Below are 13992 nucleotides of genomic sequence, written 5' to 3'. Positions count from 1 at the left end.
TGCTGATTATTTGTCCGTATTCGTGCGCACGACGATTACATCGCAGCTGGCTTGGCGAACGATGCCCTCTGACACGCTGCCGATCAGGAAGCGCTCGACAGCATTGAGACCTGTTGCACCGCATACGATTAGATCAATGGAATGTTTTTTTGCTAAATCTTTTGGAATTTGCACCTTTGGTGATCCGTATGCGATTTCCGTTTGGACGTGTACGATCCCGGATGCAACGGCTTCCATCTTGTACTTCTCCAATAGCTCATTGGCAAAGGCATCAGATCGTTCACGGAGGGTCATATCATAAGCTTCGATTGTAGGGAAATTCCTGGTATCGACGATGTGTGCAAGTACAAGGGTCGCGTCACTGAGTTTCGCCAAGTAGATGGCCTTTTTTAAAGCCCACTCCGCTTCTTCCGAACCATCCACCGCTACGAGAATATTTTTATAATCTATACTATTCATAGTGAATCTCCTCCTTCTTTTTCATACCTATTATACGATGGTTTTCCTGTTGGGTATTTTTTCAATTATAACAAATTAGCGAATGTTTAGCCAATGATCAAAGAAACCGTAATCTAACATAATAAAGTGATTGATTCCTTTATCGTTAAATGTCGTTAATCAATTTGTTTATTTTTGGTAACCTCATGGGGGAGGGGAGTTTTCCTTGAATCTTTCAAAAATGATCAATCTGGCATTTTATTTATATAGGCTTGTGTTTATCTTCATCTATTTCCTTGCGATCATTTACATTACTATCACAGGGGTTTCCATCAGTGTGGCAAGTCTTGCTGCCTTGCTTCTTTGATCCAGTGGATATCCTCGAAATTTACCGATAGACATGAAAACAAGGAAAGGAAAATGATATTCATAATCATAACAAGTGTGGGCGTGCTTCTTTTGCTTTCTTGCCTGGTCCTTTTGGGAGTGAATGAATATAAATCGCGTTTCACCACTGAAAGGTGGCTGGGGGACCATGAAGGGAGAAATGATATGGTCGATGATTTATTGAAGGAACATAGACTCATCGGATGACGGAAAAAGAAGTGATCGCGCTTTTAGGTCCGCCGACAGATACCGAATATTTTTCAGCGGAAGCTGCGAACGTTTATTTTCTTGGAGCCGAAAGGGGCTTCATCAGTATAGATGGTGAGTGGCTGCTCCTATGGTATGACGGCAGTGGTAAAGTCGTTAAGCAAGCAATCAGGACCGATTAGTCATTGAAAGAGAATCGCGAAGAAAAAGCAAACCCCCATCTTGAATGAGATGGGGGTTCGTGGGGTTGGGCGCCCCATCACTTGATGATTTGCAAGCTCTTCGGATATTTGGTCAGAACTTCACAGCCTGTTTCGGTGATCAAAAGATCATCCTCGATCCTCACGCCAGCAACATTTGGAACATAGATGCCCGGTTCAATCGTATAAACCATACCGGACTGAAGCTGAAGGGAATTCGTTTCGGTCAGGGACGGGTATTCATGGACGCTGATTCCAAGTCCGTGGCCAAGTCTATGCGGGAAGAATTCCCCATATCCTTTATCGCGGATGATGTTTCTGGCGATCAAGTCAACGGCCGAGCAGGCAACGCCTGGCTTACTGGCGGCAACGGCAGCTTCCTGGGCAACGCGAACCGTTTCATAGATTTCTGCCTGTTTGTCATTAATGTCACCATAAGCGACGGTCCTGGTGATGTCAGAGCAATATCCCTCGTGAACGACGCCTAAGTCAAAGAGAACCAGATCGCCGCGCTGAACCTTCGTATTTCCTGGTGTACCGTGAGGCGAGGCACCATTTTTACCAGTCAGTACCATCGTGGAGAAGGACATTTGGCTGACTCCGGCCTTTTTCAATTCATACTCGATCGCTGCAAGGATTGCCATTTCCGTTTTACCTTCATGGATTTCGCTGACACCGACTTCAATCGCAAAGTCGGCAAGTCGGCAGGCTTCGCGGATTTTGACCATTTCATCCTCCGACTTGATCATTCGCATCTTTTGCAGTTTTTCTTCTGCCCCAACGAGCTTTGGTGCACCGAAATGATGCTGGATGTGCTCGTAGCGTTCCACATTCATATGTTCTTTTTCAATGGCCATTTTATGGATGGTCAATCCGCGGTCTGCCACGGCTTGCTTAATTTTATCCCATGGATTTTCAATATCTGTATAACCGATGATATCCCCATCCCATCCAGCTTGTTTCGCATCGGGTACCTCCATTTGCGGACAGACCAAGAATGGATCGGCATCTGCAAAAATGGCAAGTGAAAGCAGTCTTTCATGCGGATCACTGAAAAATCCGCTTAAATAGAAGATGCTCTCCGTGGATGTCAGGAAAGCGGCTTCCATTTCATTGGTTTGAAGCCAATTTTGTAATTCTCTCAAACGTTCATTCATGACGTTACCTCCATTAATAAGATATAATTACCTTAGCAATATTTAAAAGCATAGTAAATGGGAAAGTCCCAAGAAAGCTTATGGAATTAAAACTAGAGGGTATGGGAAGGGAGCATCATAAATGAAAGTATCTTTTCATGGACATGCAGTTGTAAAAGTCGAAACGAATGGAAAAACGATCTTATTCGACCCGTTCATCAACGGAAATTCACTAACGGATTTGAAGGTGGACGATGTCAAACCGGATGTGATCATCCTGACGCATGGACATAATGACCACGTAGGAGACACGGTTGAATTGGCCAAGAAACATGATGCCCTTGTCATCGGCATCGCAGAGCTTGCCGATTATTTTGATGCACAAGGACTCCGGACTCATGGAATGAGCATCGGCGGTGCATATGAGTTCGAATTCGGAAAAGTGAAGCTTACGCCTGCCTTTCATGGTACAGGCTTCAATGCAGGAGATGGACAAATCATCTATTTAGGCATGCCGGCAGGTGTGTTATTGACGATAGAAGGCAAAACCATCTATCATGCCGGAGATACGTCGGTATATTCAGATATGAAATTGATTGGGGAACGTCATCCGATTGACCTGGCCTTTTTGCCAATCGGCGACAATTACACGATGGGACCTGAAGATGCGGCACTGGCAGCAAAATTCCTTCAAGCCAAACAAGTCGTGCCGATTCATTACAATACGTTCCCTGTCATCAAGCAGGACCCCAACCGATTCCTTGACATGCTTGAAGAAGGAAATGGATTCATCATGGAACCCGGGGATGAAATTGAATTATAAACAGCGATAGCTTTTGGAGAAGGGGTATACTGCGGACTGACTCGATAAGTATGGAGTTGGTCTGCAGTTTTTTTGTTATGCCAAGGTTAGATTGTTTTATTCCGCTGTACGCGAAAACGAAGATGGAATTCCGATTGTCCACATGTAGCTGGCGGGAAACGTCCTCAAATTCGAGGGCATAGCCCAAACCCGCGAGTAAAGTCAAAAAATTCGCGAGTAAAAGTGCCGAACTCGCGAGTAACGGCCACAAGTGCGTGTGATAAGCGCAATCTTTTCTGAAAACCCACATCAAAATCTCGCCATGCAGGTCAGTCTTTTTACGCTTCGCAAGCATAAAATGAATAGATGGCAAAAAAGGGGGGGATTGGATGAAGCAGAGGTTGTTGTTATGTTTGCTTTTATGCGGGGTGATGCTGTATTATGCCGTGCCGCGATTGTCTTTGGAAAGCGGGGGCTTGGAGGGCTTGTTTGCCGGTTGTTGGCTGCTGTTCGCATTGCTGGCTGTGGCCGGAAACTTGACCGGCATTCTTTATTCACCCAAAAAGCAGAAGCGGAAACGGCAGGCGGAATACAAAAGGCTGCGCCAATATTAGCAGTTGTTTGATAAACTGGGCTCTTTGACCTTATAATGGGGAATAGGAATACCGTGAAAAGGGTGAAGCGCTTGGCTACAAAGCATGAACAAATATTAAAGCACATCGATGGGCTTCCGGTTGGCGAGAAGATTTCGGTCCGCCAAATTGCGAAGGCATTGAATGTTAGTGAAGGAACGGCGTACCGGGCCATTAAAGAGGCGGAGAATCAAGGCTATGTAAGCTCGATTGAACGGGTAGGCACGATACGTATTGAAAAAAAGAAAAAAGAGAATATTGAAAAGCTCACGTTTGCCGAGGTAGTCAATATTGTGGACGGACAAGTTCTGGGCGGCAAAACGGGACTTCATAAGACATTGAATAAATTCGTCATCGGGGCAATGAAGCTGGATGCGATGATGAGATACACTGGGGCCGGAAATCTGCTGATCGTCGGGAACCGTACACAGGCCCATGAGCATGCACTGAATGCTGGGGCGGCGGTGCTCATTACCGGGGGCTTCGATACGGAAGAGCCGGTTAAGCGTCTAGCTGATGAATTGGAGATGCCCATCATTTCGACGAGCTATGATACTTTCACTGTAGCTACGATGATTAACCGGGCAATCTATGACCAGTTGATCAAAAAGGAAATCTTGCTTGTGGAGGATATCTTGACGCCCGTCCAGGAAACGACTTTTTTGACGATCGGCGACAGGGTGCAGACATGGCACGATCTCAATCAGGAATCAGGGCACAGCCGATTTCCTGTTGTTGATGACAATATGAAGGTACAAGGAATGGTCACCTCAAAAGATATCATCGGCCAGGAGGAATGGACACTCATCGAAAAGGTGATGACGAAAAACCCGATGACCGTCGGTGATAAAACGAGTGTAGCCTCTTCTGCGCATATGATGGTATGGGAAGGCATCGAATTGATTCCGGTCGTGAATGACAGTCATATCCTCAAGGGAATCGTCAGCAGGCAGGATGTACTGAAGGCGCTGCAAATGAGCCAAAGGCAGCCGCAGGTCGGCGAAACGATCGATGATACGATAACGAGCCAGCTTGTGATGACTTCAAACCGGGGGAAAGGTGATGAAGTGTACAACTATGGCGTCACTCCGCAAATGACCAATTATCTTGGAACGATTTCGAGCGGTGTCTTCACGACATTGGTTACGGATTCAGCGAATCGGGCACTGAGAAGCTACAAACGAGGTGACTTGGTCGTGGAGAATATGACGATTTATTTCATCAAGCCAGTCCAGATCGACAGTACGCTTGAAATCCACCCTCGCGTTCTTGACGTCGGGCGGAAATTCGGGAAAGTGGATGTCGAGGTGTTTAACCAAGGCAAACTTGTCGGAAAAGCAATGTTAACGTGTCAATTGCTGGACAGATCATGAAAAATAAACAAAAAGGATAATCGAAGGTCGATTATCCTTTTTGATTTGCGGCTTCTTCAATCGCATATGGCAGGTAATATTTATACATTTTGTAGCCCCCAAAAATGCTGAACAGGCCGACTGAGATGAAAACGGCGGCGATGATATAAGTGGTGGTCGTGTGGAACAGGAAAAGCTGATTGACTCCAAAAAGGGCAACAAACGTTCCAAGGGCAATGGAAGACTTTCCGGAGATCCATTTTTTCTCCATCGGCATTTTGGTGCGCACCGATTTGATTTTATAAAACAGATATAGCCCCAGTGAAAGAACGATCAAGGTGACAATGATAGGCATCGTTTAAAATTCCCCCAATTTAACATATGTACCTTTATATTGTAGCGGGAAATTCCAGGGAATGCCACAATAAACCAGATGAGTCTTCCTATTTCTCCGAATATTTGATTAAATGAAAGATATCAACTTTAAGTTAGAAAATAATCTTACATATGTTGGAGGGAAATCTATATGAAAGCTGAAATTTTGGCAGAAATAAAGCGTTATGATACCATCATTCTCCATCGCCATGTCCGGCCGGACCCGGACGCTTATGGTTCACAGGGAGGGCTGGCGGAAATCCTGAAAGCATCTTTCCCTGAAAAGCGGATATACACGGTCGGTAAGGAAGAACCGTCTTTGAATTATTTAAGAAGGCTTGATGTGATTTCGGATGAAACGTATCAAGGGGCTTTGGTGATCGTATGTGATACGGCGAATACCGACCGGATTTGTGATGCACGGTATAAGACGGGAGACAAGCTGGTCAAGATCGATCATCATCCGAATGAAGATCCATATGGAGATATGAGGTGGGTCGATACATCTGCAAGTTCGACATGCGAAATGGTTTACGATTTTTACCTTTTCGGTAAAGATCAAGGGTTGAAGATGGGGGATGAAGCGGCACGCCTGCTTTATGCCGGCATCGTTGGCGATACAGGACGCTTCCTGTTCCAGAGCACGACTGAAAAGACATTTGATTACGCAGGTGAATTGATCAATTATTCGTTTTCCCGCCCTCGGCTTTATCAGGAGATGTACGATGTCAAGGAAAGCATTGTCCGCTTGAATGGTTATGTGCTGCAGCATTTTGAAATCCTGCCATACGGCACGGGTAAAATGATCATCACGAAAGACATCCTTGAAAAATTCGATGCTTCGGCATCTGAGGCTTCACAGCTTGTTTCTGCTCTCGGCTCCATCGAAAATGTAAAATCATGGGTATTTTTTATTGAAGAAGATCAAGAGATCAGAGTCCGTTTCCGTTCTAAAGGGCCGATCATCAATACGATCGCCCGGAAATACAACGGCGGCGGCCATCCGTTAGCTGCCGGAGCTTCGATCCATTCCTGGGATGATGTCGATAACATCCTTGCCGATATGGAAGCGCTGAATAAAGCGGAGTGAAGAAACGTAAAAGACCAAATCGCATCTGATTTGGTCTTTACCTTCATGTTTAAGTCATGAAGTGGTCCGTTTAAGTTTGATTTCGATATTCATTTTCGTATAAAACATGATTTCGGATACTTGTAGATGATACCGCTTTTTATTGATGGTCATGATTTTATTTTCGATGGATTTTTTCAGTAACAGCTTTCCGTTATATACACTCACGACATCCTTGGCAAGCAGCGAGGATAGGTCGTCCTCGATCAAATCCTCCGCTTCGGCCACACTCAGATGATCGAGGCTATAATCCGTTCCGTTCGTAATCTTCACTTCCACTTCCTGAATCGTTAAGATTTCTTCGTTTTGCTGATTTAATTTTTTGTAATCTTGCTCCCAAATGGCGATCTTTCCTTTTAAATCCTTGATATCTTCCCGCTGTTCGTGAAGGGTCCGGATTTGCTTCTCCTGTTGGACCCCGTGCATATAAAAGAACATCACCCAGCTCAGCAATCCGCCAATGGCAGCCCCGGCAAAAAAACGCTGCCAGGTGGGTGCCCGATGATAAGGGGGGATCCTCATGAGGAAATATGCTCCTGCGTGAACCAATTGATGATCAGCGCCCCTGTCTGCGCCCCGCCAAGGGCCGATAAAATCAATAAAACCTGTTTGACGATATCCTTCGTTTCGCCATGAAAAATGCCGCGTTCAAAATTATAGACCATATCAAAGGTGCCTCCGATGGCCGCGACGATCGCCCATATTCTCAGGCTGTCCGATAATCGGAAAACAGCCGTCATCGGGGCCTGTCCCGTAAAGAAAGCGGCGAGGCCCCCGATTATCGAGCCGCCAAGCAATACGCCAAGCGATATGAAAAAGCTATTGAGAAAGGCTGGAACAAAGGCTTCATTCATGTATCATCATCCTTTTTCGCTTGATATTCTTCTATTCCAATTATATGGGGAGTGCAGGGGTAATATGATAGTCTGTGGAAATACGGTGTGAAAGAGGATTGGAAATGAGAACATATTTTCTTTTTTTGAAATAAACACTATAATGAAAGAAACATGCCTTACAAAGGTGGGAGAATAAAACGTGTATACTCATCTCCATATCCAGAGCGGATACAGCCTGCTGACAAGCACGGTGAAGATTACTGAGCTCGTGGCCAAAGCGAAAGCGGATGGTTGTACAAGCTTGGCCTTGACCGATCGAAATGTCATGTACGGTTCAATCTATTTTTATAAAGAATGCAAGAGACAGGGCATAAAGCCGATCATCGGGATTCTAGCGGATGTCCTTGATGAATGGGAAACGGCACATGGACTTCTTTTACTAGCAAAAAATCTACAAGGATACCAGAACCTGCTTAAAATAAGCAGTGCCATAAAAACGAAATCACCTTCGGGCATCCCGATGAATTGGCTTAAAGGCTATTCCAGGGGATTGATAGCGATCACGCCGGGGGCAGAAGGGGAAATAGAATCGCTGTTAAGGGAAGGAAGGGAAGAAGAGGCCCGGCAGGCAGCAAGGAGGTTTCAGCACATTTTTGGAGCGGATAACTTTTACGCATCGATGCAACGATTGTCGATTGCAAATGAAGAGGAAGGAAACGCTGCGATAAGCGTGCTTGCCAGAGAGCTGGGGATTAAGGTCGTGGCGACGAATCCAGTCTATTATTTGAACGAAAGCGATGCCCTTGCCCAAGAAGTGCTTCTGGCGATTGGAAATGGTGACAAGCTCGCTGATGAAACGCGCACGGTGCTTGGATCCAACGAGCATTATTTAAAAAGCCGCAGCCAGATGGCCGAGCTATTTCATGACAGGCCGGATGCACTCGAAAATACGCTCCACATTGCCGGTCAATGCAATCTTGATATTCCATTCCACCGGTCACTTCTGCCTAAATATCCTACCGAAGCCGGTATAACGGCAGAGGAAATGCTTGAAGCCGTTTGTTTCGAGGGATTGAAGAAAAGAATGCCCGAACCGCCCGTTGAATATGAAGACCGGCTTCGATATGAACTCGGGATCATCACTAAGATGAAGTTCAGTGATTACTTTTTGATTGTGTGGGACTTCATGAAATTTGCGAAGGACAACCAAATCCTGACCGGCCCGGGAAGGGGATCTGCCGCAGGTTCGATGGTGGCTTATGTGCTGTCGATAACGGATGTCGATCCAATCGAGCATTCCTTGCTGTTTGAGCGTTTCCTGAATCCGGAAAGGGTCTCGATGCCCGATATCGATATTGATTTCCCTGATAACCGGCGTGAAGAGGTGATTGCCTATGTGGCGAAGAAATATGGTGAATATCATGTAGCCCAGATCATCACGTTCGGTACATTGGCGGCCAAGGCTGCATTGAGGGACACGGGACGTGTTTTCGGCTTGAATTCCAAGGAGCAGGAAGCAGTTTCGAAAATGATTCCAAACCGCCTTGGCATTACGCTGCCTGAAGCCTTCAAGGAATCGAAAAGACTGCGCGATTTCGTCAATGAGAGCCATGTCAATCAAAAGCTCTTTCAAACGGCTCTATTGCTCGAAGGTTTGCCTCGCCACACGTCGACACATGCAGCAGGCGTCGTCATCAGCGACCAGGCACTGACGGAGCATATCCCGATTTCCGGAGGACATGATGGCATCCATCTGACGCAATATCCGATGGACCTTCTAGAAGAGCTTGGACTCCTTAAAATGGACTTCCTTGGACTTCGCAACTTGACGCTCATCGAAAATATCTTGAAAAATATCCAAAAAGGAACCGGGAGAAAGCTCGACCTGTCCCAAATTCCCATGGATGATCCCGAGACCTTGGAGCTATTGGGAAGAGGCGAAACAACCGGAGTGTTTCAATTCGAATCGGATGGCATCAGAAAGGTTTTGATCAAGCTGAAGCCGAACCGATTCGAGGATATCGTTGCAGTCAATGCCCTCTACCGTCCGGGTCCGATGGAAAACATTCCATTATTCATCGAGCGAAAGCACGGCTTGGCACCAATCGATTACTTGCACAAGGATTTGCGGGATATCCTTGAACCTACATATGGAGTCATCGTCTATCAGGAGCAAATCATGCAAATCGCCTCACGTCTTGCAGGTTTTTCTCTTGGGGAGGCAGACCTGCTCAGGCGGGCCGTTTCGAAGAAGAAAAAGGATGTGCTGGATCAGGAGCGGCAGCATTTTGTGAGCGGGGCGTTGCAGCAAGGGTATTCCGAAAAAACCGCGGATGATATCTATTCCTTGATTGTCCGGTTCGCCAATTACGGATTCAACCGCAGCCATGCGGTCGCATACAGCGTCATTGCCTATCAGCTAGCCTACTTGAAAACCCACCATCCTGAATATTTCATGGCAGCCCTCATGACCTCGGTGATCGGTAATGATGAAAAGGTTGCCCAGTATATCCGTGAGGCAAAAAAGAAAGGGATTACCGTCCTTGCTCCTTCCATTAACAGGAGCGGCTATCCGTTCTTGCCGGAAAAGGAAGGGATCCGTTTTAGCCTAGGTGCCATCAAAGGGATAGGCGGTACCGTCTTGAAGGAAATCTTCGCGGCAAGAAGGCAAAAGAAATTCGCGGATTTATTCGATTTCTGTTTACGGGTTTCGGGGAAAATCGTCAATAGAAAGGTGCTCGAAGCTTTAGTGAATTCTGGTGCATTGGATGAATTCGGGGAAGACCGGGCCACCTTGCTGGCAAGCTTGGACGTCGCGATCAGCCATACCGAATTGGTCAATCCGGGTGATGATCTATTCGATATGTTTTCCGATGGAGAATTTCCCCTGAAGCCAAAGTACAACCACGTCGATCCCATCCCGATCGAAGATAAACTGGCCTTGGAAAAAAGCGCATTGGGTCTTTACTTATCGAATCACCCTGTTACCAGCTACCGGGAGCTTTTTCAATACTTCGGCTGTTTGAGCATAGATGAAGCGACCAATAAAAAGGAATCCAAAATCTTGCTTGGCGCCTATATTACGACGGTTAAAACGATAAGGACGAAAAAGGGCGATGTGATGGCATTCCTGAATGTGAGTGATGAAGAGGGGGAAATCGAAGCGGTCGTCTTCCCGAATGTGTATAAGCACCATTCAGCGGAATTGGGCCACGGTCAAATCATCATGCTGCAAGGAACGCTTGAAGAGCGGGATGGAAAAAACCAGGTGCTGATCAAAAGCGTATATCCACTCGAAAAAGTCAAGCGAATGAAGGAAGAAAGAAATGGAACGATCTTCCTGAAGGTCGAAGCCGACAAGCAAACGAAGGACTCGCTGCAAAAAATAAAAAAAATTTTACTGCAGCACGGTGGCGAAACGAAGGTCATGCTTTTTTACGAAAGGGAAAACCGCTATGTACAGCTATCCTATTGGGATTGGGTCAATCCCACGGAGAGTTTGATGCAGGCATTAATTGACATGGTCGGAAAAGGTAATGTAGTTTACAAGAAAGAATAACTGTTTTACAACTTTAATAGTTATGTTATATTGAAAACAGGCCGCTGTGGTCTGACCACTAGATTTCAGCATATAATATCCGGTTTGCCCAATTCGTTATAGGAGTGAAAATATGTCATTAAGAGAAGAAGCTTTACATATGCATCGCTTGAATCAAGGGAAATTAGAAACAGTTTCGAAAGTGCCTGTCAGGAATGCAGAAGATTTAAGCCTCGCATACTCTCCAGGTGTTGCAGAACCTTGTAAAGAAATATACGATAAGCCTGAAACCGTTTATGATTACACGATGAAAGGGAATACCGTCGCCGTGATTTCCGATGGAACGGCTGTGCTGGGGCTTGGAAACATTGGTCCCGAGGCAGCTTTGCCAGTAATGGAAGGTAAAGCCGTATTATTTAAAAGCTTTGCGGGAGTGGACGCTTTTCCGATTTGTTTAAAAACGACGGATGTGGATAAAATTGTAGAGACCGTTAAATTACTCGAGCCAACATTCGGCGGAGTCAATTTAGAGGACATCGCCGCACCGAATTGCTTCGAAATCGAAGAACGGCTCAAGAAAGAAATGAACATTCCGGTTTTTCATGATGATCAGCACGGTACGGCGATCGTAACCGTTGCAGGTCTTGTAAATGCTTTACGCCTTGTCAATAAATCGATATCGGAAATTAAAGTAGTGGCGAATGGCGCTGGAGCTGCCGGCATCGCCATCATTAAATTGCTTTATAGCTATGGCGTTCGTGACATCATCATGTGCGATACGAAGGGCGCCATTTATGAGGGCCGTTCTACAGGCATGAATGATATCAAAGAACAAGTAGCGAAAGTGACCAACCGCAATAAGGTTTCAGGACCTTTGGAAGCCGTCATCCAAGACGCGGATGTATTTATTGGCGTCTCTGCCGCTGGCGCTTTGACTAAAGAAATGGTTTCGTCAATGAACCGGGATGCGATCATCTTTGCGATGGCCAATCCGGACCCGGAAATCATGCCTGAGGATGCGAAGGCTGCAGGTGCAAGAGTGGTGGGAACGGGTCGTTCGGATTTCCCGAATCAGGTTAATAACGTTCTTGCATTCCCGGGAATTTTCCGCGGGGCGCTGGATGTACGTGCGACACATATCAATGAAAAGATGAAGGTAGCTGCCGTAAAGGCCATTGCCGGTTTAATACAAGAACATGAGCTGAATGAAGATTATGTCATTCCAGCTCCATTCGATGCGAGGGTGGCTCCTGCCGTTGCATCTGCTGTTGCCAAGGCAGCGATGGAAACGGGAGTAGCCAGGATTCATGTCGATCCTGAGGAAATCAAAGAAAAAACAAAGAAATTAGCGATCATTGGAAAAAGTGAGGAATAATTAATTTGAAGGATCGTACTTCTTCATCCAAAATTTATCTCGATGTCGTTGAGAGCCTTCGTAGAATGATCGAAGCGGACAGCCTCTTGCCAGGGGACAAAATCCCCTCGGAAAGGGAGCTGTCGGATCGTTTTAATGTCGGCCGTTCATCAGTCCGTGAGGCATTGCGTGCCTTGGAGCTATTAGGGCTGATAGAAACGAGGCGTGGTGAAGGGACGTTTATCAGGGATTTCCAGGAGCATAAGTTAGTCGAGCTTCTGGGAACCTTTTTTTTGCAAGACAAAAAGGTGCAAGAAGACTTGGCTGAGACGAAAAGGTTGATTGAAATTGACTGCTTGAGGATCGTCGCCTTCTTTGCAACGGCAGAAGATATCAAGCGGCTGATGGGCTGGGTCAAAGCGGAGGATTTTCGTGATGACGACTTCTTCTTGAGAATTGCGATCTTGAATCGCAACCGATTGCTGGAAAGAATTTGGCGCATTATTAACAGCTATGCTAGAACATCAGAGATTGTGCAGGGTAATGTGAAAAAAGAAGATTATTTGTCACTTCTTACATATTTGCTCGAACGGGATGAAGAAAAAGCTATCGAAACGTATCTTATTAGAATTAGAAATATGTCGAAGGACGAGTGACACCTTTTTACACGATACTAATTTCATTTCTGATATAGTTTGTACCAAGTATCATAAACTAGATAATTGGTGGTAAAGGGAGGATTAAGCTTGCTTAAAGAGCTATTTGCGAAGTCTAAGAAGAAATATGCAACGGTTCCTTTAGATCGGGAGAAACAAGATGTACCAGAAGGAATTATGACCAAATGCCCCGGCTGCAAAAAAATCATGTACACAAAAGAATTAGTGAAAAACAATAAAGTCTGCCTCCACTGCGGTTTCCACCATTCGATGTCTTCGCATGAACGAATCGAATGTGTATTTGATGCCGGCAGCTTCAAGGAATTCGATCAGGAAATGATCTCCGTCAATCCGCTTGAATTCCCGGATTACCTAGATAAATTGGAGAAGGATAAGAAGAAAGCCAAGATTAACGAGGCAGTCGTTACAGGTGTAGGGACCATCAATGGGTACCAAGTATCGACAGCCATCATGGATTCCAATTTCCGGATGGGAAGCATGGGGTCGGTCGTGGGCGAAAAAATCACCCGTGCCATCGAACGCGCAGGTGAATTGAAGATTCCGTTCATCATATTCACAGCATCTGGCGGAGCCCGGATGCAGGAGGGCGTACTGAGCTTGATGCAGATGGCCAAGACGAGTGCAGCCCTAAAGATGTTCAGCAATGAAGGCGGCTTGATCGTTTCGATGATGACCCACCCGACGACGGGCGGCGTTTCGGCAAGCTTTGCATCGCTTGGTGATATTAACCTTGCTGAACCTGGTGCCCTGATCGGTTTTGCAGGGCGGAGGATCATTGAACAGACCATTCATGAAGAGCTTCCTGAAGACTTCCAAACGGCTGAGTTTCTGATGAAGCACGGTCAATTGGATGCGGTTGTCAAACGTACGGAATTGAAAGAAACCTTGACGACGATCCTAAAAATCCATGCCCCGGGTGGTGAGTGATT

16 protein-coding genes are annotated in these 13992 nt (G+C 46.0%); 11 read left to right on the top strand and 5 right to left on the bottom strand.

Going from position 1 to position 13992, the window contains the following annotated elements:
- Positions 1 to 6: 6 nt before the first annotated feature.
- A complete protein-coding gene (locus tag QNI08_RS01520) occupies positions 7 to 459 on the bottom strand; it encodes a universal stress protein (protein ID WP_285765659.1) in 453 nt (150 codons plus the stop codon).
- Positions 460 to 664: 205 nt separating this feature from the next.
- Between QNI08_RS01520 and QNI08_RS01515 the strand changes: the two genes are divergently transcribed.
- Genes QNI08_RS01515 through QNI08_RS01505 form a run of 3 tightly spaced genes read left to right on the top strand, consistent with a single transcriptional unit; the run spans position 665 to position 1214 of the window.
- On the top strand, positions 665 to 805 hold the full coding sequence (locus tag QNI08_RS01515) for a hypothetical protein (protein WP_285765658.1): 141 nt from the start codon (positions 665 to 667) through the stop codon (positions 803 to 805).
- A 53-nt stretch (positions 806 to 858) separates the two neighbouring features.
- Positions 859 to 1032, top strand: a complete 174-nt coding sequence (locus QNI08_RS01510) for a hypothetical protein (protein WP_285765657.1) — start codon at positions 859 to 861, stop codon at positions 1030 to 1032.
- Positions 1029 to 1214 carry a hypothetical protein gene (locus tag QNI08_RS01505; protein ID WP_285765656.1) on the top strand — a complete coding sequence of 62 codons (186 nt, stop codon included), beginning with the start codon at positions 1029 to 1031 and terminating at the stop codon, positions 1212 to 1214. Before QNI08_RS01510 ends, QNI08_RS01505 begins: the two co-directional genes overlap by 4 nt.
- A gap of 77 nt (positions 1215 to 1291) precedes the next feature.
- On the opposite strand, the gene QNI08_RS01500 is transcribed toward QNI08_RS01505, so the two are convergent.
- Complete coding sequence (locus QNI08_RS01500; RefSeq protein ID WP_285765655.1) at positions 1292 to 2389, bottom strand: M24 family metallopeptidase; 1098 nt, start codon at positions 2387 to 2389, stop codon at positions 1292 to 1294.
- 121 nt (positions 2390 to 2510) lie between these two features.
- Here QNI08_RS01500 and QNI08_RS01495 point away from each other — a divergent pair, with 121 nt between their 5' ends.
- The 3 genes from QNI08_RS01495 (at position 2511) to QNI08_RS01485 (ending at position 5175) form a co-directional block, all read left to right on the top strand.
- The gene (locus QNI08_RS01495; RefSeq protein ID WP_285765654.1) at positions 2511 to 3191 is read left to right on the top strand and encodes a metal-dependent hydrolase; all 681 of its coding nucleotides are present in this window, start codon (positions 2511 to 2513) and stop codon (positions 3189 to 3191) included.
- Positions 3192 to 3559: 368 nt separating this feature from the next.
- A complete protein-coding gene (locus QNI08_RS01490; RefSeq protein WP_285765653.1) occupies positions 3560 to 3784 on the top strand; it encodes a hypothetical protein in 225 nt (74 codons plus the stop codon).
- 71 nt (positions 3785 to 3855) lie between these two features.
- Positions 3856 to 5175 carry a DRTGG domain-containing protein gene (locus tag QNI08_RS01485; RefSeq protein ID WP_285765652.1) on the top strand — a complete coding sequence of 440 codons (1320 nt, stop codon included), beginning with the start codon at positions 3856 to 3858 and terminating at the stop codon, positions 5173 to 5175.
- Positions 5176 to 5206: 31 nt separating this feature from the next.
- On the opposite strand, the gene QNI08_RS01480 is transcribed toward QNI08_RS01485, so the two are convergent.
- Positions 5207 to 5509, bottom strand: coding sequence for a YtpI family protein (locus QNI08_RS01480; RefSeq protein ID WP_285765651.1), 303 nt, complete (start codon positions 5507 to 5509; stop codon positions 5207 to 5209).
- A gap of 171 nt (positions 5510 to 5680) precedes the next feature.
- Between QNI08_RS01480 and QNI08_RS01475 the strand changes: the two genes are divergently transcribed.
- Complete coding sequence (locus QNI08_RS01475; protein WP_285765650.1) at positions 5681 to 6619, top strand: DHH family phosphoesterase; 939 nt, start codon at positions 5681 to 5683, stop codon at positions 6617 to 6619.
- 54 nt (positions 6620 to 6673) lie between these two features.
- Here QNI08_RS01475 and ytrI read toward each other — a convergent pair whose 3' ends face one another.
- Positions 6674 to 7180: a sporulation membrane protein YtrI gene (gene ytrI / locus QNI08_RS01470; RefSeq protein ID WP_285765649.1), complete on the bottom strand. Its 507-nt coding sequence runs from the start codon at positions 7178 to 7180 to the stop codon at positions 6674 to 6676.
- Positions 7177 to 7512, bottom strand: coding sequence for a sporulation membrane protein YtrH (gene ytrH / locus QNI08_RS01465; protein ID WP_057911443.1), 336 nt, complete (start codon positions 7510 to 7512; stop codon positions 7177 to 7179). Before ytrH ends, ytrI begins: the two co-directional genes overlap by 4 nt.
- A 181-nt stretch (positions 7513 to 7693) precedes the next feature.
- Here ytrH and dnaE point away from each other — a divergent pair, with 181 nt between their 5' ends.
- The 4 genes from dnaE (at position 7694) to accD (ending at position 13990) form a co-directional block, all read left to right on the top strand.
- On the top strand, positions 7694 to 11053 hold the full coding sequence (dnaE, locus tag QNI08_RS01460; RefSeq protein WP_285765648.1) for a DNA polymerase III subunit alpha: 3360 nt from the start codon (positions 7694 to 7696) through the stop codon (positions 11051 to 11053).
- A 112-nt stretch (positions 11054 to 11165) separates the two neighbouring features.
- Positions 11166 to 12407, top strand: coding sequence for an NADP-dependent malic enzyme (gene ystJ / locus QNI08_RS01455; RefSeq protein WP_285765647.1), 1242 nt, complete (start codon positions 11166 to 11168; stop codon positions 12405 to 12407).
- Between the two features lie 5 nt (positions 12408 to 12412).
- Positions 12413 to 13042, top strand: coding sequence for a FadR/GntR family transcriptional regulator (locus tag QNI08_RS01450; protein WP_285765646.1), 630 nt, complete (start codon positions 12413 to 12415; stop codon positions 13040 to 13042).
- Between the two features lie 90 nt (positions 13043 to 13132).
- Complete coding sequence (accD, locus tag QNI08_RS01445; protein ID WP_285765645.1) at positions 13133 to 13990, top strand: acetyl-CoA carboxylase, carboxyltransferase subunit beta; 858 nt, start codon at positions 13133 to 13135, stop codon at positions 13988 to 13990.
- Positions 13991 to 13992: the final 2 nt, after the last annotated feature.

The organism is Peribacillus folii (assembly GCF_030271255.1).
Classification (GTDB): Bacteria; Bacillota; Bacilli; order Bacillales; family DSM-1321; genus Peribacillus.
The sequence above is the reverse complement of the archived record's forward strand: the minus strand, read 5'-3'. Positions and strand labels throughout refer to the sequence as shown.